The sequence below is a fragment of the Terrihalobacillus insolitus genome (assembly GCF_028416575.1).
Lineage (GTDB): Bacteria > Bacillota > Bacilli > Bacillales > Amphibacillaceae > Terrihalobacillus > Terrihalobacillus insolitus.
This window is the reverse complement of sequence record NZ_JAMQKB010000012.1, coordinates 57061-83367: the sequence shown is the minus strand read 5'-3', so window position 1 is coordinate 83367 and position 26307 is coordinate 57061. Positions and strand designations below refer to the sequence as shown.

Genomic DNA, 26307 nt, shown 5'->3' with positions numbered 1-26307 from the left:
AGGGCGATTGCTTGCTTCCCGCGCTCGACTTGCATGTATTAGGCACGCCGCCAGCGTTCGTCCTGAGCCAAGATCAAACTCTCCATAAAAGTTTGCACATGGATGTGCTGACTTCGATGTTGCAACAAAACGTTGCGAACTTAATCGAAGATCGTTTCATCTTGCTCGAATGAAAAACTAGCTTTTTCTTACTTGACATTACTGGTTGTTTTGTTCAGTTTTCAAGGATCAAAATTATGTCGTTTCTTAGCGACAACTTTTATATTATATCATCTCGCCGCAATCACTGTCAACCATTTTTTGTGGTTGCTTTCGATAGCAGCTAAATTAATATACCATGATGAACTTTCATTGTCAACATTTCATCGTATTTAAATTTGCAGCTAAAATCGCCTCTCTTTTCAACGACGGAAATAAATATAACACGATAAAACAGCCAAGTCAATAACATAGTTAACACTTTTTTGTACGATCAGAATTTATAAGGTCGAGTCAGCTATGGTTGAGCTCCATTAAGGGTTTCTTCTTCAATATCACTTATTACCCACGAACAACAGTGTTGTATATCTCTCGACGCAAGGCAGCAAGGCAGTAAGGTAGTAAATTCAAGTAATTGCCTTACTCACGTATTAAAAGCATATCCTTAGAAAAAGAAGAACACTTTTTCTTCGCGTGAGGTAATGCTTTCGAAACAACAAACTTTCGCTCCGTTACTCAAAACAGCGCCGCCTCGACCTGCTTGCGACGCACAGGACGTGCTAGTGTCGACGTTACCACAGGACGCGACGACATTAGTCGACCTTCTAATTTGCCGACTTTTTGAATACACACTATAACAACATGCTCATTCACAGCTACGAGATTCTCATCTATCCACATTCGTTTTGTACTTTCGATGAAAAACACCTTTACCTTTTGTTTCTGATTGTACGACTTCTATCATACCTTTTCCGACCAGGTATTCAATTGTTGAACTCAACTCTAACGTATATGGCTGAATATCCGGATGAACTTTCAATTCTCCAAATGTCCACGCTTCTTCTCGACTTGTCATGATATTTAGTAAATGCTTTGCGCAATTTTCTGCTCTTGAACGAATTGCAAATTCTACAGCCAACAGCATTAGTTCCACTCGTTTTCCTGGATCTTCGTTACTTTTTATCAATTCTTCATATAGCTTGTAAACCTCTGGATCAATTCGCTTTACCTGATTCCAAACTGTTATCTCGGGATGGTATCCTTTTTCTATAATTGCAAGCCGTGCTAAATAATGAAGCGAGTGAAGCATTCTGCTGTATGCATCTAAATGTTGATCGGATTCAAATAAGTCCTTTGATTCCATATAGCTTCGAATTAGCTTGGAAAACTCCATCGCCATTTTTAGTTCGCGTTTTTCTTGCGGGAAATTCCGAAGCTGTTCTTTTAAATTTGCAATGTATTCATTGCGATCAAAAACCGTTTTCCCATATATAATCCATTCAACAGACCTACGAAATGTGCTTGTATCCATCCATCTTGTTAATAATGTTTCATCGACGATGTGCATGGCAGCTGTTTTATCGTTAAATTCATAGTGTTTTACATACCAAGGCTGTTCCGCTTCTTTTACAATTATTAAAAGTATTACATCAAAGTTATCCGTTACAGGGCTATTTGGTTTTTTCTTTTCTATGATCAAAACACCAAGTGTGTTTTTTTGACTAGCACGTTCTTGGTAAATAGGTCTTAGTATATCTTCCATTTTTCATTTCCTCCAATAATAGAATAGAAACTATTTCTACAAAACAAGATAAATCCCTTTTTTCATACCCCATTTTTTAGTTCCTATTTTTTAATCCGTTATTAAAACTGTGCTATACTAGCCATTGAGATGTGAAGGAGGGAACAAGAAATTGGCGTTACAATACTCTAGTAAAATAAATAAAATTAGAACATTTGCTTTGAGCTTAATTTTTATTGGCTTTGGTGTCATGTATGTTGGACTTGTGTTTAAAAATATAGAATGGTTAATGGTGTTATTCTTTATTCTCGGACTTTTATGTATTGCGTTAAGTACTGTCGTTTATTTCTGGATTGGGATGCTCTCTACAAGGGCCGTCTCCATTATTTGCCCTTCCTGTGACAAACCGACAAAAATGCTTGGTCGTGTAGATGCTTGCATGCACTGCAAACAACCTCTAACAATGGACAAGAACCTGGAAGGGGAAGAGTTTGACGAGGCCTATAATTCTAAGCAATATCGTAAAAAAATAAAGAATGAAACGGACACAAATAAGTGAAGGTTTTATGGCCTGCTTGCAACGCACAGGACGTACTAGTGTCGACGTTGCCACAGGACGTGGCGACATTAGTCGACCTGCTAATTTGTCGACTTTTTGAACACGCATTAAAGCGAAAAAAATCCGCCTCAACATGAAGGACGGATTTTTTTGTTCTATGAGGATGTTCAATAATACGTATGATCAACTACGCACCTACTTGTCCACGACGGACTGTTCCAGCGTTCGACACTGAACGTTACAGTAAAAAATCCCTTATCACATTATTTGTGGCAAGGGACGGCATATGAAAATTTCATGTAAGCGAATATCACAAAAGAAAAATTAATGTTTCGTTACTGCTTTACAGTCTTTGCAAGTACCGTATACCTCCATACGGTGATGACTTACATCAAAACCTGTAACCTGCTCTGCAAGTGATTCAACTTCATCAAGACTCGGATAGTGAAAATCTACTATTTTGCCGCAAGTTTCACAAATAATGTGGTAATGTTCTGATGTATTACAGTCAAATCTACTTGAAGAATCTCCATAGGTTAATTCTTTTACAAGACCAATCTCACGAAATACACGTAAATTGTTATAGACCGTTGCTACACTCATATTTGGGAATTTTCCTTCGAGGGCCTTAAATATATCATCAGCGGTAGGATGTATATCGGCATTTAAAAGATATTCAAGTACCGCATGACGTTGTGGTGTAATTCGAACGCCTGATTCTTTTAGCCGGCCAACAGCTTCTTGAATTTTCAGTTCTTCTGACACCGCCATGCACCTCGCTTTCAATTGTATTCATGCATTTTATAATAACCAGCTTGAGAAAGTATCATTATTTTTCTAGTACGATTATTAGTTTATAATTCTTATAAGAAGTGTAACCGCTTGTGTACGATCCTGTCAATAAAAGTATATTAAAAACAAGAGCCATATATACTAAATATCTGCTTTAAGTGGTAATTCTTTTCCCCCGCATTTGTGATTTACAAATCTTGCAGCAACAAATAGAAAGTCAGAAAGTCTATTTAAATAAGAAACAACAAGGGGGTAGGCATCGTCATCATTTAGTGCTACAGCAGAACGCTCTGCCCTTCTGACGATCGTTCTGGCTGAGTGCAGGGCAGCAGAAGTCGGGATGCCAGATGGTAGAATGAAATTTTTCAATGGAGGTAATTCCTTATCCCATTCATCAATTTGTTGCTCTAATTCTTTAATATGTTCCTCTTTTAGTTTCCATGTTACTTCTTTATCACTAGGCGTGGCCAATTCTGCCCCCACATGAAATAAAATGGTTTGCACCCTGTGTAGCGTTTCTTCAAATTGTCCTTTCTCGTTCCAGTCGACCTCGTTCAAATGACTTAAACTAATTCCTATCATTGAATTCGCCTCATCACATGTGCCATATGCTTCTACCCGAATGTCGTTTTTGGGCACTCTTTTACCAAAGATTAATGACGTTGTTCCTTTATCCCCTGACCTAGTGTAAATTCGCATATTTTAATACCCCCTGTTTAGATTGATGCGATTGATTAAATCGTTGTCTCCACTTACATACTTCGCTAAATTTTGTACAAAAATATGAATGGCTCGCGGCACATACTCTGGAGAAATACCAGATAGATGCGGTGTGACCGTGACTTTATCATGTTCCCAAAATGGATGGTCTGGTGGCAGTGGCTCTTGTTCAAATACATCTAGCACTGCATGACCTATTTCATGATTATTTAGCGCCTTTAACAGAACGTCACTTTGGACAGCATCCCCCCTGCCCATATTTAAAAAGATCGCATGTGAAGGCATAATTTCAAAATGTTCGTATGTATATAGATGTCGTGTTTCTTTTGTGCTTGGCAAAACAGATACGATAAAGTCGGCTGCTTCTACTGCTTCACTTAAATGATCCGTAGTAAGCATCTGATCAAAGTGTGGTTGATCCTTCCCGCTTCTGGATACACCAATCGTTTTCATCTGAAATGCCTTGGATAATCTCGCTACTTCTTGTCCAATCGCACCAGTCCCCACAACCGTCATTGTTCCTCCAGTGATTTCTCTCATTGGCACTTTGCGTCCCCATGTGTGTTGCTGTTCATGTTTATGAAGTTCTTTTGCATTTCTTGATACTTGGAGGATCATCGATATTGCATATTCCGCCATTGGGATTGCGTGAATTCCTCTAACATTCGTCACCATAATCCCTTTGGCTTGAATCGTATGAAACGGCATTTCATCCATACCAGCAGACAATACCATAATCCACTTTAAATGCGTTGCTTTTTCAACTAAATCAGCGTTCAGGTCTTCTCCATATGTTATCAATACTTCAGCTTGATCAAGATAAGATTGAGCCTCCTCCATACCTTTACAAAAAGTGAATGTGATCTCCGGATAACTTTCTCTTAATTTTGACTGGATCGATACGTTTAATTTTGCTGACGACAAAATCATCATCGTTCATAACTCCTTTGTTTATCACTATCCTTATTATGATATACTTTTGCAATTCAGAAAAGAATAATGTTGTGAAAAGCACAAACATCATGATTTTTTCTTGTCTTAAAAAAAGGAGCACAAAGGATGACCAGTGTGCCCAATAGTGATTTATATTTAAGGGAGGTTTCAGTACTTTACTATATGCCTGAAAAAACCCGTTGTATAGAGGCTTTGCCTACCTATGTCAAATTTGTGGTTAAATTTGAACACGCAATTTAAGCTTTCAAATAAAAACGCTCCTCTTTCCCAAGAAGAGCATTTTTTATAAAATTATTAAGCTAGATGTTCACGGATGTACTTTAAAGCTTCCTCTACGTGTCCATCTACTTTTACATTACGGAATTCTTTTCTAAGCTTTCCTTCATTATCAATGATAAAGGTAGATCGTTCGATGCCCATGTATTCTTTACCAAATTTTTTCTTTTGCTTCCATACGTCATATTTTTCTGCAATCTCATGATCTTCATCAACTAATAATAGAAAAGGGAGATCATGTTTATCTTTAAACTTTTGGTGGCTTTCCGCTGAATCTGGACTAACACCGATAATAACCGCGTTAAGATCAGCAAAGGTTTCATGGTTATCGCGAAAATCACATGCTTCTGTTGTACAACCTGGTGTATCGTCTTTAGGGTAAAAATAAAGTACAACATTTTTTCCTTTGTAATCGGCTAGCTTAACTTTATTTCCATTATTCGCCACCGACTCAAATTCTGGTGCAGCTTGGCCTACTTCTAAACTCATGACAATCCCTCCTTAAACTTTCTACCTCTAGGTTATCCAAGTTTAGCCAATGTTACAAATGATTGAACTTTTCCTGTTCATTTTCTGGGCTTTGATGTGGAATCGAACTTTGCCAAAGCTTTAAGAAGAATGCTGCTGGTAGGATATACCCAATCAACGCTTCGATTAATGCAAGTAAACGTCCTATCCCGATCGGAGTTATGTCCCCGTAGCCCACTGTAAGAAGGGTAACACCACTGAAGTATAAAGAATGTGCTAATGACTCTAGAACATTAACTGATTTAAATGCATTTCCCTCTATTAAAATGATGCCATTGAAAGATAAAATAAAATAAATGGATGCAAAACCTAACATCACAGATATATATACAAAAAGAAGCGTATAAAAAAGTTCGAACGAGAAGTAACTATTTCGGTATGGTTGATAGTGAAAAAATGAAAACAAACTTCCCCCGATCGACAGAACAACCAAACCAATAACGACCCACATGTTCAAATACAATCCCCCTTCAGTACTTTCAGTTCGCCCTGAAAGCAATGAATTCCCCTACTCTATTTGTTATTCACTGCTTGTCTAAAGTATTACCTCTACTTTTTTATATAAAAATTAAAATTATACACATCACGCTGTCTGGCATGTGAAGAGGATTTTGGACAGGCACATAAACACATTTTGTTCATACATGCGCTACTAGGAATACATGTTATAATACCAATAGCATAAGGAATGGAGGCATTGATATGGACTTTTCTAAATCTGAAGTGCTACATAAAGAAGCGTTAGAGCATATTGTTGGCGGGGTGAATTCTCCGTCACGCGCATATAAAGGTGTTGGTGGTGGCACCCCAGTCTATATGGAAAAAGCAAGTGGGGCTTATTTCTGGGATGTGAATGGCAACAAATACATTGATTACTTGGCAGCATATGGGCCGATTATTACTGGACATGCCCACCCCTATATTACAGAAGCAATTACGAGGGCGGCTCAAAATGGCGTTCTCTATGGTACACCGACAGAACTTGAAAATACTTTTGCTAAAATGTTGAAAGAAGCGATTCCGTCATTAGAAAAAGTCCGTTTTGTTAATTCTGGGACAGAAGCCGTGATGACAACAATTAGAGTGGCACGAGCATATACAGGTCGAAATAAAATTATAAAATTCGCTGGCTGTTACCACGGTCATTCCGATCTTGTGCTTGTACAGGCAGGATCTGGTCCTTCCACACTTGGAACTCCTGACTCAGCAGGCGTGCCGAAAGCGATTGCTTCCGATGTCATTACTGTACCATTTAACGATCCTGAAGCATTACAGGAAGCACTTTCCCGTTGGGGGGAGGAGGTTGCGGCTGTTTTGGTGGAACCAATTGTCGGTAATTTCGGTATCGTGGAACCAAATCCTGGTTTTCTTGATCAGGTGAATGATTTAACACACAACGCTGGGGCACTCGTTATTTACGATGAAGTGATCACAGCATTTCGGTTTACGTACGGAAGTGCCCAACAACTCTTACATATCGAACCAGATATGACCGCGATGGGTAAAATCATAGGTGGCGGACTGCCGATCGGTGCTTATGGTGGAAAAAAAGAAATTATGGAACAGGTTGCACCTTTGGGACCAGCCTATCAAGCGGGTACAATGGCTGGTAACCCAGCATCCATGTCTGCAGGTATTGCTTGTTTAGAACTCTTAAAAGAAGAAGGCGTCTATGAGAAAATGGATACACTCGGCGAAATCCTAGAAAAAGGACTTTTAGAACAGGCGAACACGTACAATATCCCAATCACGATTAATCGTTTAAAAGGAGCATTAACTGTTTATTTTACTACAGAAACAGTAGAAAATTATGCTCAAGCCGAAGCAACAAATGGGGAATTGTTTGGACAATTCTTTAAAGGAATGCTCCGCCAAGGGATTCATCTCGCACCATCAAAATACGAGGCTTGGTTTCTCACGATAGCACACACAAAACAAGATATCGAAGCAACACTACAAGCGTCTAAGCACACCTTTGCAATGATGGCAGATGCATGATTATACAGTTATGGGCGAATGACTCTAATTAGTGAAAAAGGAAATTATTATAAAATATACCATATTGATTAAAGTTCGTTCCCTTAATTTAGAAACACCATAATTATTTTTATTCACTTTTTTGAATAATTAATTGATTTTTTTAGTACCTTGTGCTAACATAAGTCTTGACAGTTAATAATCAGAAAATTCATATTAAACATGGTTTTTCTGAAACCTTTCTCTGTTTTTGATGAATTACCTTTCCTAAGAGTTAGATCCTTTTGTCTTTGCACAAACGTGTAAAGGCTCTTTTTTTGTTTTCTTTCCATTTGTTTACTCATATATTCCATTTCGGTTCATATCCTATTGAAGTCTGCAAAAATGCAGTATACTAACTTTGAACCGAGCGAACTCGTTTCAGCAAGCTGATACATCGGGGAATCAGATGGAGTCTCGACTCCACCTGATTGGAAGTTCCCACCTACGCTTCGCTTAGAGGTGGAGGTCTAATACCCTAAAACCATTTAAAGATCAATATATTACGGATATAATTGACTTATAGAGGTGATTCACTTGAAATTAGGTGCAAGAATGTTAAAAACAGGTTTAGCAGTAGCCATTTCTTTGTATGCAGCAGCTCTGCTAGGCTTTCCTTCGCCTGTGTTTGCCGGAATTGCAGCAGTGTTTGCTATACAACCGTCCATATACAGGTCTTATCAAACAATCATCGAGCAAATTCAGGCAAATATTATTGGAGCAGTCATGGCTATTATTGCTGTTTTTGCACTTGGAAATGATCCATTTGTGATCGGATTTGTAATCATTCTTGTTATCGGGATTTGTATGAAACTTAAGATGAATGAGAGTACCATTTCTCTGGCATTAGTAGCGGTTATTGCCATTATGGAAACAACCGATCTCGCATTGATCGAATTTGCACTTATGCGTGTTACAGCACTAACGTTAGGAATTTTATCCGCGTTTTTAGTGAACCTTATTTTTTTGCCACCTAAGTATGAAACGAAGCTGTTTCACGAGATTAATCAAACCACTTCAAATGTTTTGCAATGGTTAAGGGTTACTACAAGGCAGTTATCGGATGAGCCTGCATTAAAGGGAGAAATCCAACACATCCAAAACAACATGACGCATATTGATCAAACCTATTTATTTTATGCAGAGGAAAGAACATATTTAAAGAAACGTCATTATTCCAAAGCAAGAAAATTAATCCTATTTCGTGAATTGATTGCTACCACGAAAAAAGCCTTTGAAGTATTAAAAGCCTTTCAGCAATTAGATGATGAAATAGAACAAATTCCGGATAGGTTTCAAAATACCCTTATTCAAGAGCTCGATAAAGTGATTCATTCACATGAAAAAATACTCCTTAGTTCAATGGGGAGAATCAAAAAACAACATAAAGAAACGCTTCAAGAGGTACTTGATCCTAATATACCAAAACTAGCGGAATCTTTAATCAATCTATATGAAGACGATGCGGATAACCGCCTGCTTTTTTTATCACTGGCAGCCCACCTAATGGAATATCATAATCACCTCATCCACTTGCGTAAACTATTAAAAAGTTATCAGCAATTTCACCAGGATGAACAGCTACAAATGAATAAATAGTGGGAAAGAGGATTGTCCTATTACATCAATAAGCGAACTCGTTTCAGCTAGCTGAAACATCGGGGAATCAGATGGAGTCTCGACTCCACCTGATTGAAAATTCCCACCTACGCTTCGCTTAAAAGTAGGGATCTAAAATCCTAAAACCATTTAAAGATGAAAAAACCGAACAACCTACAGATAGGTTGTTCGGTTTTTTGATTAATTTCATATCCGCGGGATTGTAGTATGCTAACCCTCTTGACCCTGTGTTAAGACCAAGACAAGGAACCTGTTCCTCTGTCCCAAACTAACTCGGTGAAGGTGCCTTTCCTCCTGTTACCCCACTTGTGTCATCGAGCTGCTGAACTTGATATAAATTGTAGTAGCTGCCCTTTCGTTTCATTAATTCACGATGGGTGCCCTCTTCTTTAATTTCCCCGTTTTCGATTAAGATGATTCGATCGGCATGTGTGATTGTCGCTAATCGATGTGCGACAATAAAGGTCGTACGCTCAGAAGCCAATTTTTCTAAGGCTTCTTGGATCAGGTGCTCGCTTTCTAAGTCTAATGCGGAGGTCGCTTCATCAAGGACCAGTAATGCTGGATTTTTCAAAAACACTCGTGCAATTGCAACCCGTTGTTTTTGTCCACCAGACAGTTTCACACCACGTTCACCGACTAATGTTTCATATCCGTTGGCCAAATTCATAATAAAACCATGTGCATTCGCTGCCTTAGCCGCTTCTATCACTTCTTCGTCCGTTGCATTTGGATTTCCCATTCTAATATTCATGGCAATGGATTCACTAAACAAAATGTTGTCCTGCAATACCATTCCAATTTTGTCGCGTAATGATTTTGCTTTGACATCTCTAATGTCAATTCCATCCACTTTAATACTACCACTTGTTACATCATAAAACCGTGGGATTAGGCTAATTAAAGTGGATTTTCCTCCTCCGCTCATGCCGACGAATGCAATTGTTTCTCCTTTTTTAACGTGGAGAGATACATTTTTTAATACTAATGCTTCCTCATCTGCATAACCAAATGAAACCTGATCAAAGCTTACCTCACCTTCCACATGTTTTAATTCTTTTGCGTTCGCTTTATCTTCAACATCGTACTTTTCATCCATAAATTCAAATACACGATCTATCGAAGCAATCGACTGGGTTAACACAGTCGATGAATTAACAAGCCTTCTAAGCGGACTATAAACCCGTTCCATATACCCGACAAAGGCGACCATAGTACCAATAGTTAAACTACCTGTGATTACTTGATAACCTGCAAATGTAATTACTAATAGTGGTGCTAAATCCGTTATCGTGTTTGTAACAGCAAACGTCTTCGCATTCCAAATAGTATGGTCAATGGCTTTTTGTAGAAAATTATCATTTTTGTAGCCGAATTGTTCCTGTTCATAATCCTCTAAAGCGAAACTTCTTGTGACTGGAATTCCTTGAACTCGCTCGTGCAAATGACCTTGAACCTGTGCTAGCGCCTGGGAACGGTCACGTGTAAGCTGACGTAGATTAGCATAAAAGTATTTCACCGCAAAACCATAAAACGGGAACAACGCGATAGATACGAGCGTAAGCCAGACATTCATTGTCAGCATGATAACAATCGCAATCAAGATCGTAATGATATCTAACCAAATATTCATTAATCCTGTCATAACAAAGTTCTTTGTTTGTTCCACATCAAAAATTACCCTTGAGATGATTTCCCCTGTTTTCGTTTGGGAATAATAGCGCAAACTAAGCCTCTGAATATGATCAAATAATTTGTTTCGAATATCAAATAAAATTTTGTTTCCTGTCCACTGTGCTAAATATTGGCGAATATATTCTACAGGTGGCCGTAATACTAGAAAAATGACAAAAGCGGCTCCCATGATCCAAAAAAGTTGTGATAGTTTTTCGGATTGCCCTAGCTGATCGGAACCAATAATATTATCTACAACATATTTTAAAATGAGAGGTAATAATAACGGAATCGAAAATTTAACAATCCCGATCATAACAGTCCAAAATATCTTTTTCTTATACGGCTTTACAAAAATTAAGTATCGTTTAATGCTTTCCATTGATGAAACCTCACCCCTATTTGAACGCCCCCATAAAAGAGCACATCAAAATGTTTGTTATTATAGAAACGACAAAACCTTGCCACTTTATTTGCGACAAGGGTTTCTTTATCACGAACAATATCTTTTAATAACGATAGGTTAAATACCGTTCATACCACTGATCAATAAATTCTGGTGAAAAGGGCCCCTTTCTTTGTCTGATCCAACGAATCAAAACATCTATATTGTTACGCAAAATTTGATCCAACACCTTAGGGTAATTCATTTCTATGCTGTGTTGCTGATATTCATCTTCATCTAGCAATGTGAATGTCATGTCTGGAAAAACCTTGACGTCTAAATCATAATCAATATATTTTAATGCCTCTGAATCATAAACAAACGGGGAACTGATGTTACAGTAATAATAAATACCGTCATGACGTAGCATACCAATGATATTAAACCACAGCATGGAATGAAAGTAACAAATTGCTGGTTCCCTTGTTAACCATGTTCTTCCATCGCTTTCTGTAACGAGTGTTTTGTCATTAGCTCCGATCACGATATTTCGATTACCCTTCAAGACCGTACTACTTTCCCATACGCGATGGAGCTGGCCATTATGTTTATAGCTCTGTATTTCCATTTGCATACCAGGATTTGGGCCAGCCATCTAATCTTCCTTCCTTGTTAAGGTGGATCAACATCCTTCATATTTTTTTATTATAACGTTTACGGCTATAAAATGAAAAGAAAAGCACATTTTTTATATTGCAATGAAGGATTTAAAAGAGGTACGCTTATAGAAAAAAGGAGCTCTCCGCCGTATGTGGGAGAGCTCCTTTTCGTCTTTAAAGTTCGGGGGTGCGTGCGTTATTGTTGGTTTTGCTGCTTTTTTTGTTTTGATTTTTGGTTTTGTTTTTTTACTTGTTGTGCGTTGGTCTCTGAAGCAAATTCAGTACCAAATTGACCTTGACCTTGCGCGGCTTGTCGGTTTTGTTGTTTCACTTGCTGCGCGTTCGTTTCTGAAGCAAATTCAGTACCAAATTGGCCTTGCCCCTGCGCCGCTTGACGGTTTTGTTTCTTTACGTTTTGAACATTCGTTCCTGCAGCTGTTTGATTTGGCTGTTGTTTTTGGTTTTTAGCCATGATTATCACCTCCGCACTAATTAATCTATCCCAACATGAAGGATGTTATCCAACTGTCTTTGGTAATAATCATTTCCTGCCACACCAAATTTTGCTATATCTGAATAATACAAATGCACTTGTTTACAATACTTAGTAACCACTTTCTCTTACTGGAGCTGCTTCACAATCTTTTGATGTGGAACAGGCATCGGGAAGTTTGCCATATCCTGAATCGAAACCACGGTGGTATCTGGTCGTTCCATTTTGTTTGCATCTTCCTCTATAATGGAGGCTTCGATTACGTCAAGTTCCCAAATAATATGGGAAAATACGTGTTTCATGGTGTCGATCTGTTTTTCTATTTTTATTTTTATACCGTATTCTCCATAAAACCAATGAGGAATACTTTTTTTATCGATATCAGATAATGGTGCCATTGGGAACTGCCAAAGATTTGCTAGTAGTCCTTTGTCAGGTCTTTTTTCAATTAAAAAACCTTCATGATCATCGCGAATGACTAATACAGTGTAAGGAATTATTTTTTTCTTTTTTGCTTTCTCCTTTATCGGTAGCTCTAACTCCTTGCCTTCAGCAAATGCCTGGCAGTGTTGTTGAACAGGACATAACAAACAGGCAGGAGAATTAGGTGTACATATTAAAGCACCTAGCTCCATTAACCCTTGATTAAATGAAGAAGGGTTTTGCTTCGATATTAATTTTTCTACAAAGTGTTCAAATAGGCTTCTAACGGATGGCTTTGCTATATTTTCTTCAATTAGAAATATTCGCGAGAGGACACGCATGACATTTCCGTCAACTGCAGGTGCTGGAATATCATACGCAATACTCAATATAGCACCTGTTGTATAGGGACCTACTCCCTTTAAGCTACCTAATCTTTCGGGGGTATTGGGAACAATGCCACCGTATTCAGAGACAACCTCTCTGACAGCATGCTGCAAATTCCGTGCACGCGAATAGTAACCAAGCCCTTCCCAGGCTTTTAACACTTCTTGTTCAGTAGCTGATGAAAGATCAGCAGGAGTTGGAAACTTATTGATAAATCGTTCATAATATGGAATAACTGTATCAACTTTCGTTTGCTGCAGCATTATTTCGGATATCCAAATTTTATATGGATCTTGGCTCTTTCTCCATGGTAAGTCTCTTTGCTCATTTTCAAACCAAGTGATTAAATCATGTTGGAATTGCTTTTTGTCTATTTGTTTTAATTTTTGATGGATATACTCTGTTTTCACAGTATGTCACCTTTCATGTTACAATAATAATTGTGATATTTATATCAAATACGTGTTTAAAATTAGAAAAGGAGGATATGGATGGATACTGGCACCCACATCGTTATGGGTATCGCACTAGGGGGGATTGCCACATTAGATCCAGTTGTTCAACAGGATCCCGCTTTATTTAATGCAGTTCTAGCTGGAACCATTATCGGATCCAATGCCCCTGATTTTGACACAGTCCTTAAGCTAAAAAACAATGCTGTATATATTCGTCACCATCGTGGAATTACCCATTCGATACCAGCCGTTTTATTATGGGGAATCCCAGTTTCCGGGCTAATTTACGTATTAACGCCACAGATTAATTTTTTTCATTTATGGTTCTGGACATTTTTGGCTGTCATATTACACGTCTTAGTTGATGTCTTTAACGCATATGGGACTCAAGCCTATCGGCCATTTACAAGAAGATGGGTCGCATACGGGTTTATTAACACGTTTGATCCTTATATCTTTTTGTTGCACATCATTGGAATTGGTGCTTGGTCACTTGGCGCGAGCCCAGGATACACGTGGTTAACCATTTATTCGATTATCATTCTATATTATTTGAAACGGTATATGGACAAACGAGAAATTGTTAAGAAAGTTCATGGCCACTTTCCAAATGTCGAACAGATTGCCACCTCACCAACGATCAAGCACAATAGTTGGCGACTTGCAATTACTACCGAAAACTATTTTTATGTAGGCCAAGCAGAAAACGGCCACATTAAGATTGTGGATGAATTTGAAAAAGTGCCTTTACCAGATAGCAATTTAATTAAAAAGGCTAAGGAAGATAAGAACGTCGATGCATTTCTTTCTTTCTCCCCTGTATACCGGTGGGAAATATACTATTATGACAATTACACGGAAGTACGTTTCATTGATTTAAGGTACAGGTCAAATGGACGTTATCCTTTCGTGGCCGTTGTCCAGATTGACGAAAACATGAAAATCATTAGCTCGTATACTGGGTGGATTTTTTCCGAACAAAAACTCCAAAACAAACTATTAGCGGATGAACCATCTCTATTATAACAGGAAAGAAAGGCTGTCGGGCATTACAAATGCGACAGCCTTTTTATCTAATTTGGTGACTTTTTGAACACGCACTTTTACCAACATTTGACCCTTATTCTATCACATACAAGTTGAAAATCCGTACATCATAAGATTGTATCATTGCATTTGATACAATTTTGCTGGGAGGTTTGTTGAAATGCGTAATAAGAAAAAGGATTTCCCTGAAATGACGATGAATGGTGAAGCAGAAGGCGCTCGTGCCAAAGCTGCTTATAGCCCCAGACGGGCAAATGGTCAAACCAACACAAGACCTCAGGAAAGAATGAAAAAATCATCTAACCGAGATCATTAATTGGGAGGAATGACACAATGGCATCCAAACGTCAACGAAAGGCCTTTTTTGACAATTTGTATCGTGATCCATTTCAATCTCCGACAGCAAAACCAAAACATGCTGGTCATCAAGTAAATGGCCAAACGAAAAAAAACCAAGCAGAAATCATAACCGAAGTACAGGCTCGTAAACGAAACTAAGCGGTTTTTTCCCTACTAAAGCGATAAAGGATATTCATCCTTTATCGCTTTTTGATAAGAGAGCATTTTCTAGCTATTCTCGAACTTTCTTGTTCAAGAGGGAGATTGGGAGTGCTTCTTGATCTTCTAGTTTATCCCCAGTTAGATTAATACGATTGCCCCAAGCAAAAACGCCATTCAAATAATTAATTTTGAACTTCTGACCAGGATCTCCATGAATTTCATAAACTTCATTTGGCTTGAAATCCCCTGGGTTCATCGTATAAGCCAACGCCATATGGATTTTCCTTTCGTATATGGCATATTCACTAATATTCCCCATCTGTTCTGCCTTCTGTACTTTTTCCTTTAAGCGCCCTATTTCATCTCTAAGTTCTTCTACTGTATAATCACTATACCGACGTTCCATCATTTCACCCTTTATCCGTTAATATTCGCCATTAAGATGTTCTTCCAAAAATCGATCAATATATTCTAGACGAAATCCCTTTCGATAAAGACCTGCCTTCACCTTTTGCTTATATGCTGAGCCCTCTGACTGCTTGTTAAATTTTCTTATGAGCTTTTCGCCTTGATAAACGATTGCTTCCCATTCCGAATCTTCTTCCTGTCCCTCTCTAGCCTCTTTCAACACCTCTTTCACAACGTCTGAGGCAAACCCCTTTTGGAGCAAATTTTGCTGAAGCCCTTGTAATTGGTGCTGAAATGATTTCTTTGTTTTCGTCGTTCGCTTTTTATTTACCCACTGTAACGCTTTTTGATACTGATCTTCAAAGGTATACAAAGATAATGCTCGTTCTATTATGTCATCTCTAATCCCTTTTTCTATTAATTCTTTTCTTATAAAAAATGGGCCTTTACTCGTCATTTGTAGCCTCGTTTGAACAAAGGCTTCTGCAAATTCGAGATCATTTAATAGTCCCTCTTGCTTTAGTCGTTGGATGATGATTGAAATGTGCTCTTCATCCACCTCTTTTTTCTCCAAATACATACTCATTTCCTTTTCAGAGCGCATTCGATAACTAAGATAATGTAATGCCATTGAATAGGACTTATGTATGGTATCCTCTTTGGTTAATCCCTGTATCGTACTTTCATCCAGTTCCATTCCTTTTCGAAGCTGATGCTCGACAAGGATTGCTTCATCCACACTAAAACCATACCTTTCCAAATTTCCATTCGTTAAAAAGATAGAATAGCGGCTCTTACTATTTTTCTGTGTCGCAATACGAGAAATTTTGTCCATTCATTCACCCCTACTTCATGATACAGGTATCAAGAACAGTTTCGAATTGATTCACTTTATTCTATCATAGGTTCCACTATCTGTTTACCTTTTGACACACAAGGCAGATTTAGAATTCTCACAACAATCTCCATGCCAAAAAATGTCGGATTTTAGAGTAAAAAAGATGTTCCTTTTTTACTCTAAATTGTGTAAGATATTCATGGGATTAATAATAAAAATGGATGTGCAAAAAATCGGCTTATTTGCACACCCTTTAAAATGAATACAGGGAAGGCAAATGGTGCGCCACCAGTTATACTGGTTCTAGTGGGTTCGATTCCCACCCCGAATTTTTGTTGCATCTTAATAAAAATTCGAGGGTGGGCTTCTCACTATCTCTATGTGGAAACCCTCCTCATTACAGGAGGTTTTTTTATGTTAAAAAAACGAGACCTTCATGAGGTACCTGCACTTTATGAGCTACTAACGCACCCAGAAGTTTTCCCTTATGTCCGTCACAAAGCCTACTCTGTTGATGAGTACTATTTTTTAACGAAACAAACGATGGAAGCTGAGGAGCAAGGTGAATTAATCACCCGAACAATAGTAAATGAATTTCATCATCCAATTGGAACGATAAGCCTCTTTGATCTGCACGATAATAAAGGTTTCCTTGCCACCTGGATTGGGCAGCCTTATTTCGGAAAAGGTTATAACAAATTAGCAAAAGAAGCCTTTTTTGAAGAACTTTTTGAAACGGCAGGAATAAAAGCGATTTTTATAAAAATTAGAAAAACAAATACACGCTCCCTGAAAGCTATGTTGAAAATTCCATTTGTTTCTTTAGGCAATATCCTTTACCGTGAAATATTTGAAAAAATTAACGCAAATGAGCCTGTATATGAACTATTTGTTATTACAAAAGAACAATACTTCTTACATCGTGCACTTCATCATGAAACACATACTACAGTGAACGATGAGGAAACCGCAGTATAAACGATGCCCACTTAGGATACTATAAAGATAACAAATCTAAAGTGAGGGATGTTTGTATGAGGAAAAAACAAACATTGCGTGAGCAAAAAACCAATTTGTCAAAAACACAGGAAGTGCTTTACCAGAGAGAATTCAAGGCGGCTAACCGCGCATTTAACCATTCTCGAAAAGAATAGGTTTACGATTTCGTTTGGGAGGGTATATTTAAATAGGAAGCAAATTTCCTCCCCTAACTCTATTTATCCACAGTGTTGTGCACAATGTTGATAACCTTGAAAAAGGCTGTTAAATAGGAACCTTTCCTGTGCATAACATCTTGTGGATATTTTTCTTTCTTTTTGTGGAAAATGTGGATAACTTACTTGATTATTGTGTGTGAAAGGCTCGTGTTGTGGATAACTTCTTGGATGCGTGATTATCTTCTGATGAACAAACGAGCCTGATTTCTCCCCTGGCAACGGGGAAAATAATCACAGAATCATTTCGGTTGATCACCATGCATACTGGTGAAGCCGATTTTTTCTTTCCTTAGTGTAATGCATTCATCTCAAACATTTTGCTAATCCTTTTAGCTAGGGAACGATAGGCTTTGGCTTTCACCTCTTCTACTGTTGTCCCGAATCCAAACCCCACTAGAACATCAGCGCATTCAAACTCCAAAGCAGCTTGCCAAACCATCAACTGACTTACATCAAAAATGTAGCCAATGACTGTATGTTCATCATCTTCTTCTACCTGCATTTCTTTCACCGCAAACATTGCCTGAAAAATTTGCAGCTTCGTTTTATTTGTAATACTGCTATGGTATAAAATCAAACATCCGATCATCCCATTCCCACCCTCTCTTAGTTCCCTATGAGAACATTTTACTATATGTTCTTAAAAGGAACAAATATTCCCGCTATTTTTTTAAAGATAATGTTACGATAGCGATTATACAATAGCGATTAATAGGAGAGTTCGTTTGAGAGTGGGATAGAATGAATTTAGAAAACATTGCTTACAATATAAAATTTTTTCGTGAACAAAATGAGTGGACACAAAAACAATTAGCTGAAATACTTACTATTTCTAGATCAGTAGTGGCGAAATGGGAAAATGGATCCGTCATTCCAGACATTAAATCCCTTATTGAGTTAAGCAGTGCTTTTAATATTTCTCTAGATTACTTGGTAGGTATTCACACACCTCGTAAAGATTTATTAAAGGAATTTAAAAGAGCATATGGATCCAATAAAGAAATGGACGAAGAGATTGTCGATATTATTGAATATGTTTTAAAGCACCCTGCTTTTAAAGAGCAGCTTCTTCGTATGCAGAACTTTTCTGTTAAAAAGCAAAAATCTCTCCACACGTTGTTCCAAAACATAATAGATGAGTTCGATCGAGTATGAAAAGGATAGCCTTTTTACGGTTTTCATAATTTAGCTACTTAAGGCTAAAGATAACCAAAAAGGAGGGATTTGAATGTCTGGACTTCTTGTGAAGTTGGTTACTTGTCCCGTCATTGTGGTACTTTCTTCTTGGTTATTTACGAACGTGAACTTTGCGTATTGGTATCAACCGATTATACTTGGGGTGATCCTTGCTGTGGTTGGCTACGTCATGGAAGTTTTTCTTTTAAAAGAAGGAACGATTTGGGTTAGCACAATGCTGGATTTTGCAGTTTCAGTTCTCCTTGTTTATTATGTTGCCATTGCATTTCAAAATACTGTCGTTACCTTCTGGGGCGCAGTTCTTACTGCTGTATTGCTATCTATTTCTGAGATTTTCCAACATAGCTGGCTTGTCAAAAGCAACAGAACGAGAAAAGAACCGATTGAGGAATAATGTTAGTGAACTACGAGCGTATGTACTAAGCCCTCCAAATTGAACTGGAGGGCTATTTTCATTTTATTAACCAAAATATCGAACAGTTGATTTTAAGAAATAATATTTTTAACCCTACCTACCTGTCCATCATTGAGTCGAACTTTGATGCCGTGAGGGTGTGACGGAGAATTAGTTAGAATATCCTGTACGATCCCTTTCGTTTTTTCACCTGTTCTTTGATCTTTTTTTAATACGATTTCAACTTCCTTACCTGGTGAAATATTTTTCCGGTATTGTCCTTCTGTTGTCATGATAGATCCAGCCTTTCTAGTTCAACTTGTATTTATTGCCTATTTACTATTTGCAAGACCTAATACGGTATGATACAAAACTTCCGCTCCCTTGGCACAGTCTTATTTCGTGCTCCATTCTGCTGGATTATGGCTAATTCCATCTTTAGACTGCACAAAAATCATGCCAATCGGACAAAAGTCTTTAAACTGCATGCCATCATGACCCGCTCCACTCGGCATGGTGTAGGCTTTTACACCTGACTGACTGCAAGCATGCTCGATCACTTCACGAATTTCTGGTGAACATGGGACTGGCGCTACTCTTTGCAAAGTTGTAACCTCTAATTCAACTTTTCTTTTTGAACAAATTTTATTTGCATTAGCCACAATTGTTTTTTCTATTGTGTCGCGGACGGACTCATCAATGTCTCGTAAGTCAAGAGTAAATTCTACCTCACCTGGGATAACATTTACACCACCAGGTTTAATGGAAATTTTACCAACCGTTGCTACGGCATTTGTATATTTCTTGGATTGTTCTTCTATATCCTGCATAATCTCAGCAGCAGCTACAAGCGGATCTTTTCTGAGTTGCATCGGGGTGGCTCCTGCATGTCCTGCCTCCCCTTTGATTTTCCAGTTTAACCAAAGTGGTCCAGCAATACCTGACACAACTCCTATAGGCAGGTTATTCGTTTCGAGTACCTTACCTTGTTCAATATGGACTTCCACATATCCTTTTACCGTTTTAGGATCTCTTGCGGCTTCTTTGAACCGTAATGGATCAAAGCCATTTTCTTTCATTGCTTGTCCCAATGTAATTCCGTTCTGATCACTTCTTTGCAAATCTTCTTCTGTTAGCACACCCGCAACGGCCTTGCTTCCGATTAACCCAAATTGAAAACGACTACCTTCTTCATCAGTAAAAGCAATCACCTCAATCGGATGATCTGTTACGATCTCTCTTTCGTTCATACTCTGGAGTACCTCGATTCCTGCAAGCACACCAAGTGGTCCGTCAAACATTCCACCCTGTGGTACGGAGTCCAGATGTGATCCAATAAGCACTGCAGGAGCATCGCTCATTGTGCCTTCTTTTCTACCAATCAAGTTGCCAATCGCATCTTCTCTTATTTCCAATCCCGCTTCAAGCATATATTTTGCCGTTAAATCCTTTGCCATTCTTTCTTCTTTTGTAAAAGAAAACCGAGTATGTCCTGCAATCGGATCTTTTCCATATTGACTCAATTCATGCAGTCGATTCCACAGCCGTTCTTTATTCATCCATTTTCCTCCCTTTCATTTAACATAACGATCTATTCATAATGTATCATATTTTAGGTGTATGAGTGGATTGAAAAGAGGAATTTAAGCTGAAATGTGATTTAATGAATATTCTCATTAAGAAGGGTGCCCCTCCATTAATTATAGGAGGGACACCCTTAACTTACTTATTTCAGTTATCTATTCGACAGAACTAGTTTCGTTTACTGCTAAATCAGCTGCAAACGCTGACTCTAATTGCGCCATAATGGAAGAAAAAAGATTTGTGTGTAGTTGCTCTTCTTCATCCGTTAATTCGGAAATAGTTGATTGTAAAATTGTCTCTAACCTTGGAAAGATCGTTTCTAATTCCGATTCTGTCGCTTCGGAAGCATTATTCGTCTCGGTAACTCCTTCTTCTTCAGTTTCGATGACAGCTTCCTCTGCTTCTTCTACTGTATTTTCAGTGTCTTGTTCCACTTCTTCCATTGTAGCTTCTGTTCCCTCGATCGTTTCTTGTCCTTCTTCTTCAGTTTTATTTGTTTCTTTTACAACTTCATTTGTTTCTTCATTCGCTTCTTGTTGTACTTCATCTGCTTCTTCTTGTACCTCATCTGCTTCTTCAGTCACATCTTCTCCGTCAGCATCGCTTTCTTCTTGATCCTCAGCACTAAAATGAACTGCTGCATTTGCAGATGCACGTTCTTTTGCTCGTTCACTTGCACGTTCGCTTGCCATAGAACGGGCTTTATTTTCTGCAGACGGATTTTTAACTTCCTCTTCCACAGAAGTTTCCGTATCTTCTACTGTAACTTCAAGAGCTTCTTCTTCTGTGTCCATATCTGCAGATTCCTCTTCAAGATTCGCATCCTCTGCCATTGCACTTTCATCTTCACTTGCAACTTCTACTTCTGACTCTGTTTCGTTTTCTGCCTCCACATCTTCTTCCACATTCGCATAAACGGCTGCATTCTTAGATGCATTCGCTTTTGCTTGTGCACTTGCATGTTCACTAGCTTTTGATTTTGATTTACGTGCAACAGATGTTTTTTCTTTTTCGTCAGCGTCTACCTCTTCTTGCTCTTGTATATCTCCTTCTTGTTGGATGTTCGCCTCCACTTCAAGTTCTGAGTTTTGTTTTCCTTGAATTGTTTGCATACCATCGTTACTAGCTGCTTCGATTTGAAGACCTCCTGCTAGAATTCCGACAGAAAAAACCCCTGCCATTATTGTTGCTTTTGCTAGATTGATTTTCATGTATAGTCTCTCCTTTTTTCCTATTTTTAAGAATTTGTTAATATCTGTTTGCTGTTTTCATAGAAAAAAAGATATGTTTTTGGTGGTGGTGATGGCGGTGCATTCACCCATTGATTTCGATAAATAAACTGACGTGATAGAAAACCTTCTGTTACATTAACTTCTTTCCCATCGACTACAGATGTAAGTGGAGCAAACCAATATGGGCCAGCATTTACAATATCCTTATTTATGCTTGGCATTTTTGTTGCAGATTGAAGCGGCAGCAAACTAAGTAAATGAGGAAATTCCCTTTTTCCAAAAGGAACATTCTTTTCCTGGTTTTCCTCTCTTTCGGCTTGTCCTTCTACCTTAATCTCTGAGGCTACGGAATTCTCTTCTTTTGTAAAATCGTCTTTTTGCTCAAACTCAGCACCAGTCAAATTTGTTTCAACGACTTCTTTTTTACGATTTAGTTGGTTATCGTTGGTTCGATCCGATTCACTAATGGTTTCCTGACTTGGCCTATTCTTTGATTTAATCTGAGGACTACGACTTTCTTTCACTACCTGATCCGTTTTTTTATTGGTAGACTTTACAGTTTTGTTTATTGCTTCTTTTGCTTTACTGTTTGCTTGATCAGGCAAGTCAACGACCCTTTTGCTCTGGGAATTGTCCTGTTTCTTATTTGTATCTTTGGCCTTATCTGCTTTGCTTATCGTTTTTTGTTCTTTTGTAATTGTAGTCTGCTTAATTGTAGCCTGCCTATTTATTGCACCCTTAATGTTTTGTTTTGTTTTTATATTGGTTTTTAATGCTTCCTCATTTGGACTGGCAAACGCATTATTAGGCATTGCCACGACAAAGAGTGCAAGTACACTCGCACTAATGAGCATGCTGCGAGTTTTCACATTCTCACCTCCTTCCATCTGGGCTCTCTATTATAGAGTTCTTGTAATTTAGTAGTTTTTTGTCGGTTGAAGGCAATTTATCTTTTAAAATGTCTCCAAATGGATGACAAAATAAGCCTAACTTGAATGAAATCACTAAACACTTGTCAACATCCTCCTCAAAAACCAATTACACAATACATGTACCCTAACCAATCAATTTATGATATAATTTACGTCAAATTCACGAGGGGGAACATGGATGAAAAAGTGGTTATTATTTATATTTATAATTGCAAGTATGATGGTCTTAGCATCTTGTGGCTCATCTGAGAGCGATGAAACAGACTCCGGTTCAGAAGATCTGAATGGGCAAGATGAACAAGGAGAAGGAGAACAAGGAGAAGAAAAATATACAATAGGAGCTACTCAAATCGTTGAACACCCTTCACTTGATGCAGCTTATGAAGGTTTTAAAGCTGCGATTGCAGATGCTGGTTTAGACGTGGAATACGATTTTCAAAATGCTCAAAACGACCAAAATAACACAAGTATTATTGCTAACAATTTTGTGGCAGACAACGTTGATTTAATTTTTGCTAATTCAACACCAAGTGCTCTCGGTGCATTGCAGGCAACAGAAGACATTCCTATTATTTTCACATCCGTAACAGATGCGGTTGACGCTGGATTAGTAGAAGCGATGGATCAACCAGGTGATAATATAACTGGAGTACTTGACCTCCATCCAGATGCGATTAAAAATACAGTCAAATTTATTGACACCTATTTCGAAGGTGCTAATGTTGGACTCATCTATAATGCAGGTGAAGCAAATTCTGTTACCCAAATTGAAGCAGTTAACGCTGCTGTTGAAGGAACAAGTTTAAGTACAGTAGAACGGACAGTTGCGACCTCGGCAGAAGTACAACAAGCTACTACGACATTAGTTGGAGAAGCAGATGTGATTTATGTCATTACCGATAACACAGTAGTTTCTGCTCTTGACACGGTAATTGGAGTGGCAAACGAGCAGGACGTTCCTTTAATTGTAGGTGAGCCTAACTCTGTAAAGGCTGGTGGGTTTGCTACGTATGGGATAGATTATAACACAATTGGTTACCGCTCAGGTGAAATGGCTGTTGAAGTGTTGACAGGGAAAAAAACAACCGCAGATATCCCAGTGGAATACCCGCCTAACATGCAGCTCTTTATTAATAAAGAAGCAGCAAAAGAACAAGGTGTAGAATGGAATGACGAATGGGACGAAAAAGCACAGTTTTTAGAAACGGAGACAGAATAAGAAAAAATCCGACATTTCTCCTTTTTGGTTTAATGTCGGTTTTCTTTTCACTAGATAGAAGGAGAGAACTTCATGTTTATTTCATTATTCGGAGCTGTGGAATCAGGAGTAATTTATGCCATTATGGCACTGGGCGTATATCTTTCATTCCGTGTATTAGATTTTCCTGATTTAACGGTTGATGGAAGTTTTGTGACGGGGGCAGCTGTTGGGGCCATCTCAATTACGAATGGGGTGCCACCAATCCTAGCAACATTGTTAGCATTATTAGCTGGATTTTTGACTGGTAGTATAACTGGAATCCTTAATACAAAAGGAAAAATTAATCCTTTGTTATCAGGGATCTTAATGATGATCGCTCTATACTCCATTAATTTAAGAATTTTAGGACGTCCCACTTTATCTTTAATTAGAGAATCTACCCTTTTTAAAAATTTAGAACCTATTTGGGATGCAACAGGTATTGATCAAGCAATAAATGGATTCATTGGTTTGATGGGGGTCGAACGTTTCCCTGATACATGGGTTGTACTTATCTTCATGATTATCGTTACTGTACTCATTAAACTTCTAACTGATTATTTTTTAAAAACGGAAGTAGGTTTAGCATTACGAGCAACTGGTGACAACGAAAGAATGATTCGCAGTTTGTCAGCAAATACGGATACACTAACCATCGCTGGGTTGGGTATTTCAAATGGGCTAGTTGCTTTATCAGGAGCATTAGTAGCTCAATATGGCGGGTTTGCAGATGTGAACATGGGAATTGGTATGATTGTAATTGGTCTTGCATCCGTTATTATTGGGGAAGCATTATTTGGAACAAAAAATATCGCAAGAACGACACTAGCTGTTATAGGTGGAGCAATTGTTTACCGGATTGTTGTTACATTGGCACTTCGTGTAGATTTTTTAAAAACAGGTGATATGAAGCTAATCACTGCATTATTAGTCATCGTTGCTCTAATAGCCCCAAAAATCATCACAGCTAGTAAAGAAAATAGGCGAAGACAGCGTAAGAAAATGGCACTCAACAAGAAAACGGAGGAGGTTTAATGTGCTTAGTCTTAAAAACATAGCTTTAACCTTCAATGAAGATACACCCGATGAGAAAAAAGCATTACAGGATATTCACCTAACCCTCGAGAAGGGTGATTTTGTTACGGTTATTGGGAGTAACGGTGCAGGAAAGTCTACATTAATGAACGTTATTTCTGGTAGCTTAAAGCCTGACATCGGTACAGTTGCTATTGATGGACGTCAGGTCGTACATTTACCAGAGTATAAACGTTCTAGTTATATTGGTCGCGTTTTTCAAGATCCAATGGCTGGAACGGCACCATCTATGACAATTGAAGAAAATCTGGCGATGGCATATGCACGTAACAAAAAAAGAAGACTTCGAGCGGGTGTAAGTAAAAAACGTCGAGAGCTTTTCCGCGAATTTCTACAAACATTACAACTTGGTCTAGAAGATCGTCTAACAGCAAAGGTTGGCTTATTGTCAGGTGGCGAACGACAAGCACTGTCTTTATTAATGGCTACTTTTACAGAACCAAATATATTACTTTTAGATGAACACACCGCTGCATTAGATCCATCTCGTGCAGAGTTAATTACTAATTTAACAGGAGAAATCGTTGATAAATTTAATTTAACTACATTAATGGTTACACACAATATGCAACAGGCTTTAGATCTAGGCAATCGGCTCATTATGATGGACAAAGGCCAAATCATTTTCGATGTATCTGGAGATCAGAAACAAGAGTTAACCATTGAAAAGCTCTTACATGAGTTCCAACGTATTCGCGGAAAAATGTTAGATAATGACCGAGCTATATTAGGTTAATAGGATACGTCGAAATAAGGGCGACAACAAACGAAGAATATAGGAGCGGACTGAGAGGCCCTTATTTTCGGTAAAAAACATCGTTTCCTTGGTTGAGCGGACTCACAGGCGCTTATTTACTCTAAACGGGCTATTTTTGGCTGGATTTTCGGCAATTAACGGCCTCTCAGTCCGCTAAACCCGACAATTCCACCGTTTTTGGCCAAATAGCGGCCTCTCAGTCCG

The 26307-nt window shown here is 38.3% G+C and carries 29 protein-coding genes, 1 rRNA gene and 1 pseudogene; 13 read left to right on the top strand and 18 right to left on the bottom strand.

All coding sequences use genetic code 11. The features are described from left to right. Together NC797_RS12370 and NC797_RS12365 are read right to left on the bottom strand one after the other, a co-directional pair. A 16S ribosomal RNA gene (locus tag NC797_RS12370) occupies window positions 1-89 on the bottom strand; the annotation flags it as partial. A 776-nt stretch (window positions 90-865) separates the two neighbouring features. Next, entirely contained in the window at window positions 866-1741 is an 876-nt protein-coding gene (locus NC797_RS12365) for a nucleotidyltransferase-like protein (RefSeq protein WP_272437099.1), read from the bottom strand. A gap of 151 nt (window positions 1742-1892) precedes the next feature. Here NC797_RS12365 and NC797_RS12360 point away from each other — a divergent pair, with 151 nt between their 5' ends. Continuing rightward, entirely contained in the window at window positions 1893-2279 is a 387-nt protein-coding gene (locus NC797_RS12360) for a YgzB family protein (protein ID WP_272437098.1), read from the top strand. A gap of 324 nt (window positions 2280-2603) precedes the next feature. Here NC797_RS12360 and perR read toward each other — a convergent pair whose 3' ends face one another. The 5 genes from perR to NC797_RS12335 all read right to left on the bottom strand — a co-directional run bounded on the left by perR (window position 2604) and on the right by NC797_RS12335 (window position 6000). Next, complete coding sequence (perR, locus tag NC797_RS12355) at window positions 2604-3050, bottom strand: peroxide-responsive transcriptional repressor PerR (protein ID WP_272437101.1); 447 nt, start codon at window positions 3048-3050, stop codon at window positions 2604-2606. A gap of 162 nt (window positions 3051-3212) precedes the next feature. Next, entirely contained in the window at window positions 3213-3770 is a 558-nt protein-coding gene (locus NC797_RS12350; protein WP_272437097.1) for a cob(I)yrinic acid a,c-diamide adenosyltransferase, read from the bottom strand. A gap of 3 nt (window positions 3771-3773) precedes the next feature. After that, window positions 3774-4724, bottom strand: a complete 951-nt coding sequence (locus tag NC797_RS12345; protein ID WP_272437096.1) for a D-2-hydroxyacid dehydrogenase — start codon at window positions 4722-4724, stop codon at window positions 3774-3776. A gap of 315 nt (window positions 4725-5039) precedes the next feature. Then, entirely contained in the window at window positions 5040-5510 is a 471-nt protein-coding gene (gene bcp / locus NC797_RS12340) for a thioredoxin-dependent thiol peroxidase (protein WP_272437095.1), read from the bottom strand. Between the two features lie 52 nt (window positions 5511-5562). Beyond that, complete coding sequence (locus NC797_RS12335; protein WP_272437100.1) at window positions 5563-6000, bottom strand: potassium channel family protein; 438 nt, start codon at window positions 5998-6000, stop codon at window positions 5563-5565. 251 nt (window positions 6001-6251) lie between these two features. Here NC797_RS12335 and NC797_RS12330 point away from each other — a divergent pair, with 251 nt between their 5' ends. Continuing rightward, window positions 6252-7547 (top strand): glutamate-1-semialdehyde 2,1-aminomutase, encoded by a 1296-nt coding sequence (locus NC797_RS12330; RefSeq protein WP_272437094.1) that lies wholly within the window; start codon window positions 6252-6254, stop codon window positions 7545-7547. A gap of 546 nt (window positions 7548-8093) precedes the next feature. Then, window positions 8094-9164, top strand: coding sequence for an FUSC family protein (locus NC797_RS12325; protein ID WP_417168713.1), 1071 nt, complete (start codon window positions 8094-8096; stop codon window positions 9162-9164). Between the two features lie 289 nt (window positions 9165-9453). Here NC797_RS12325 and NC797_RS12320 read toward each other — a convergent pair whose 3' ends face one another. The 4 genes from NC797_RS12320 to mutY all read right to left on the bottom strand — a co-directional run bounded on the left by NC797_RS12320 (window position 9454) and on the right by mutY (window position 13616). Continuing rightward, window positions 9454-11241: an ABC transporter ATP-binding protein gene (locus tag NC797_RS12320; RefSeq protein ID WP_272437092.1), complete on the bottom strand. Its 1788-nt coding sequence runs from the start codon at window positions 11239-11241 to the stop codon at window positions 9454-9456. A gap of 127 nt (window positions 11242-11368) precedes the next feature. Continuing rightward, window positions 11369-11899, bottom strand: a complete 531-nt coding sequence (gene ntdP, locus NC797_RS12315; RefSeq protein ID WP_272437091.1) for a nucleoside tri-diphosphate phosphatase — start codon at window positions 11897-11899, stop codon at window positions 11369-11371. A 200-nt stretch (window positions 11900-12099) separates the two neighbouring features. After that, complete coding sequence (locus tag NC797_RS12310) at window positions 12100-12375, bottom strand: gamma-type small acid-soluble spore protein (protein WP_272437090.1); 276 nt, start codon at window positions 12373-12375, stop codon at window positions 12100-12102. A 149-nt stretch (window positions 12376-12524) separates the two neighbouring features. Next, window positions 12525-13616, bottom strand: a complete 1092-nt coding sequence (gene mutY, locus NC797_RS12305; RefSeq protein ID WP_272437089.1) for an A/G-specific adenine glycosylase — start codon at window positions 13614-13616, stop codon at window positions 12525-12527. A gap of 81 nt (window positions 13617-13697) precedes the next feature. On the opposite strand from mutY, the gene NC797_RS12300 reads away from it, so the two are divergent. The 3 genes from NC797_RS12300 (at window position 13698) to NC797_RS12290 (ending at window position 15206) form a co-directional block, all read left to right on the top strand. Further along, entirely contained in the window at window positions 13698-14687 is a 990-nt protein-coding gene (locus tag NC797_RS12300) for a metal-dependent hydrolase (protein ID WP_272437088.1), read from the top strand. A gap of 181 nt (window positions 14688-14868) precedes the next feature. Continuing rightward, the gene (sspK, locus tag NC797_RS12295) at window positions 14869-15024 is read left to right on the top strand and encodes a small acid-soluble spore protein K (RefSeq protein WP_272437087.1); all 156 of its coding nucleotides are present in this window, start codon (window positions 14869-14871) and stop codon (window positions 15022-15024) included. Window positions 15025-15041: 17 nt separating this feature from the next. After that, window positions 15042-15206, top strand: a complete 165-nt coding sequence (locus NC797_RS12290) for a YpzG family protein (protein WP_272437086.1) — start codon at window positions 15042-15044, stop codon at window positions 15204-15206. Between the two features lie 73 nt (window positions 15207-15279). Here NC797_RS12290 and NC797_RS12285 read toward each other — a convergent pair whose 3' ends face one another. After that, entirely contained in the window at window positions 15280-15615 is a 336-nt protein-coding gene (locus NC797_RS12285; RefSeq protein ID WP_272437085.1) for a YfhH family protein, read from the bottom strand. An 18-nt stretch (window positions 15616-15633) separates the two neighbouring features. Beyond that, window positions 15634-16452, bottom strand: coding sequence for a recombination regulator RecX (gene recX, locus NC797_RS12280; RefSeq protein ID WP_272437084.1), 819 nt, complete (start codon window positions 16450-16452; stop codon window positions 15634-15636). 417 nt (window positions 16453-16869) lie between these two features. Between recX and NC797_RS12275 the strand changes: the two genes are divergently transcribed. Together NC797_RS12275 and NC797_RS12270 are read left to right on the top strand one after the other, a co-directional pair. Next, a complete protein-coding gene (locus NC797_RS12275) occupies window positions 16870-17433 on the top strand; it encodes a GNAT family N-acetyltransferase (RefSeq protein WP_272437083.1) in 564 nt (187 codons plus the stop codon). A gap of 56 nt (window positions 17434-17489) precedes the next feature. After that, on the top strand, window positions 17490-17609 hold the full coding sequence (locus tag NC797_RS12270) for a YfhE family protein (RefSeq protein ID WP_272437082.1): 120 nt from the start codon (window positions 17490-17492) through the stop codon (window positions 17607-17609). Between the two features lie 352 nt (window positions 17610-17961). Here the strand turns inward: NC797_RS12270 and NC797_RS12265 are convergent, their stop codons facing one another. Continuing rightward, window positions 17962-18261, bottom strand: a complete 300-nt coding sequence (locus tag NC797_RS12265; RefSeq protein WP_272437081.1) for a hypothetical protein — start codon at window positions 18259-18261, stop codon at window positions 17962-17964. A 152-nt stretch (window positions 18262-18413) separates the two neighbouring features. Between NC797_RS12265 and NC797_RS12260 the strand changes: the two genes are divergently transcribed. Both NC797_RS12260 and NC797_RS12255 read left to right on the top strand, forming a co-directional pair. Further along, window positions 18414-18827: a helix-turn-helix domain-containing protein gene (locus tag NC797_RS12260; protein ID WP_272437080.1), complete on the top strand. Its 414-nt coding sequence runs from the start codon at window positions 18414-18416 to the stop codon at window positions 18825-18827. Between the two features lie 73 nt (window positions 18828-18900). Then, a complete protein-coding gene (locus NC797_RS12255; protein ID WP_272437079.1) occupies window positions 18901-19263 on the top strand; it encodes a DUF2512 family protein in 363 nt (120 codons plus the stop codon). Between the two features lie 92 nt (window positions 19264-19355). Here the strand turns inward: NC797_RS12255 and NC797_RS12250 are convergent, their stop codons facing one another. From NC797_RS12250 to NC797_RS12235, 4 genes and pseudogenes are all read right to left on the bottom strand, one after another. Next, window positions 19356-19556 (bottom strand): YwbE family protein, encoded by a 201-nt coding sequence (locus tag NC797_RS12250; protein WP_272437078.1) that lies wholly within the window; start codon window positions 19554-19556, stop codon window positions 19356-19358. A gap of 105 nt (window positions 19557-19661) precedes the next feature. Beyond that, window positions 19662-20822, bottom strand: a pseudogene (locus NC797_RS12245) (hydantoinase/carbamoylase family amidase); the annotation flags it as partial. A gap of 180 nt (window positions 20823-21002) precedes the next feature. Next, window positions 21003-22058 carry a putative sodium/potassium/calcium exchanger gene (locus NC797_RS12240; RefSeq protein WP_272437077.1) on the bottom strand — a complete coding sequence of 352 codons (1056 nt, stop codon included), beginning with the start codon at window positions 22056-22058 and terminating at the stop codon, window positions 21003-21005. 26 nt (window positions 22059-22084) lie between these two features. Further along, a complete protein-coding gene (locus NC797_RS12235; RefSeq protein ID WP_272437076.1) occupies window positions 22085-22948 on the bottom strand; it encodes a hypothetical protein in 864 nt (287 codons plus the stop codon). A 241-nt stretch (window positions 22949-23189) separates the two neighbouring features. Between NC797_RS12235 and NC797_RS12230 the strand changes: the two genes are divergently transcribed. The 3 genes from NC797_RS12230 (at window position 23190) to NC797_RS12220 (ending at window position 26082) form a co-directional block, all read left to right on the top strand. Next, complete coding sequence (locus NC797_RS12230; protein WP_272437075.1) at window positions 23190-24230, top strand: ABC transporter substrate-binding protein; 1041 nt, start codon at window positions 23190-23192, stop codon at window positions 24228-24230. A 72-nt stretch (window positions 24231-24302) separates the two neighbouring features. Then, complete coding sequence (locus NC797_RS12225) at window positions 24303-25286, top strand: ABC transporter permease (RefSeq protein ID WP_272437074.1); 984 nt, start codon at window positions 24303-24305, stop codon at window positions 25284-25286. A gap of 1 nt (window position 25287) precedes the next feature. After that, a complete protein-coding gene (locus NC797_RS12220) occupies window positions 25288-26082 on the top strand; it encodes an ABC transporter ATP-binding protein (protein ID WP_272437073.1) in 795 nt (264 codons plus the stop codon). The last annotated feature ends 225 nt before the right edge of the window (window positions 26083-26307 follow it).

Excerpts from the sequence above, each read along its gene's own strand:
- NC797_RS12365 (WP_272437099.1), bottom strand. The coding sequence starts at position 1,741 with ATGGAAGATATACTAAGACCTATTTACCAAGAACGTGCTAGTCAAAAA.
- perR (WP_272437101.1), bottom strand. The coding sequence starts at position 3,050 with ATGGCGGTGTCAGAAGAACTGAAAATTCAAGAAGCTGTTGGCCGGCTA.
- NC797_RS12350 (WP_272437097.1), bottom strand. The coding sequence starts at position 3,770 with ATGCGAATTTACACTAGGTCAGGGGATAAAGGAACAACGTCATTAATC.
- NC797_RS12345 (WP_272437096.1), bottom strand. The coding sequence starts at position 4,724 with ATGATGATTTTGTCGTCAGCAAAATTAAACGTATCGATCCAGTCAAAA.
- bcp (WP_272437095.1), bottom strand. The coding sequence starts at position 5,510 with ATGAGTTTAGAAGTAGGCCAAGCTGCACCAGAATTTGAGTCGGTGGCG.
- NC797_RS12335 (WP_272437100.1), bottom strand. The coding sequence starts at position 6,000 with ATGTGGGTCGTTATTGGTTTGGTTGTTCTGTCGATCGGGGGAAGTTTG.
- NC797_RS12330 (WP_272437094.1), top strand. The coding sequence starts at position 6,252 with ATGGACTTTTCTAAATCTGAAGTGCTACATAAAGAAGCGTTAGAGCAT.
- NC797_RS12320 (WP_272437092.1), bottom strand. The coding sequence starts at position 11,241 with ATGGAAAGCATTAAACGATACTTAATTTTTGTAAAGCCGTATAAGAAA.
- ntdP (WP_272437091.1), bottom strand. The coding sequence starts at position 11,899 with ATGGCTGGCCCAAATCCTGGTATGCAAATGGAAATACAGAGCTATAAA.
- NC797_RS12310 (WP_272437090.1), bottom strand. The coding sequence starts at position 12,375 with ATGGCTAAAAACCAAAAACAACAGCCAAATCAAACAGCTGCAGGAACG.
- NC797_RS12300 (WP_272437088.1), top strand. The coding sequence starts at position 13,698 with ATGGATACTGGCACCCACATCGTTATGGGTATCGCACTAGGGGGGATT.
- sspK (WP_272437087.1), top strand. The coding sequence starts at position 14,869 with ATGCGTAATAAGAAAAAGGATTTCCCTGAAATGACGATGAATGGTGAA.
- NC797_RS12290 (WP_272437086.1), top strand. The coding sequence starts at position 15,042 with ATGGCATCCAAACGTCAACGAAAGGCCTTTTTTGACAATTTGTATCGT.
- NC797_RS12285 (WP_272437085.1), bottom strand. The coding sequence starts at position 15,615 with ATGGAACGTCGGTATAGTGATTATACAGTAGAAGAACTTAGAGATGAA.
- recX (WP_272437084.1), bottom strand. The coding sequence starts at position 16,452 with ATGGACAAAATTTCTCGTATTGCGACACAGAAAAATAGTAAGAGCCGC.
- NC797_RS12275 (WP_272437083.1), top strand. The coding sequence starts at position 16,870 with ATGTTAAAAAAACGAGACCTTCATGAGGTACCTGCACTTTATGAGCTA.
- NC797_RS12270 (WP_272437082.1), top strand. The coding sequence starts at position 17,490 with ATGAGGAAAAAACAAACATTGCGTGAGCAAAAAACCAATTTGTCAAAA.
- NC797_RS12265 (WP_272437081.1), bottom strand. The coding sequence starts at position 18,261 with ATGATCGGATGTTTGATTTTATACCATAGCAGTATTACAAATAAAACG.
- NC797_RS12260 (WP_272437080.1), top strand. The coding sequence starts at position 18,414 with ATGAATTTAGAAAACATTGCTTACAATATAAAATTTTTTCGTGAACAA.
- NC797_RS12255 (WP_272437079.1), top strand. The coding sequence starts at position 18,901 with ATGTCTGGACTTCTTGTGAAGTTGGTTACTTGTCCCGTCATTGTGGTA.
- NC797_RS12250 (WP_272437078.1), bottom strand. The coding sequence starts at position 19,556 with ATGACAACAGAAGGACAATACCGGAAAAATATTTCACCAGGTAAGGAA.
- NC797_RS12240 (WP_272437077.1), bottom strand. The coding sequence starts at position 22,058 with ATGAAAATCAATCTAGCAAAAGCAACAATAATGGCAGGGGTTTTTTCT.
- NC797_RS12230 (WP_272437075.1), top strand. The coding sequence starts at position 23,190 with ATGAAAAAGTGGTTATTATTTATATTTATAATTGCAAGTATGATGGTC.
- NC797_RS12225 (WP_272437074.1), top strand. The coding sequence starts at position 24,303 with ATGTTTATTTCATTATTCGGAGCTGTGGAATCAGGAGTAATTTATGCC.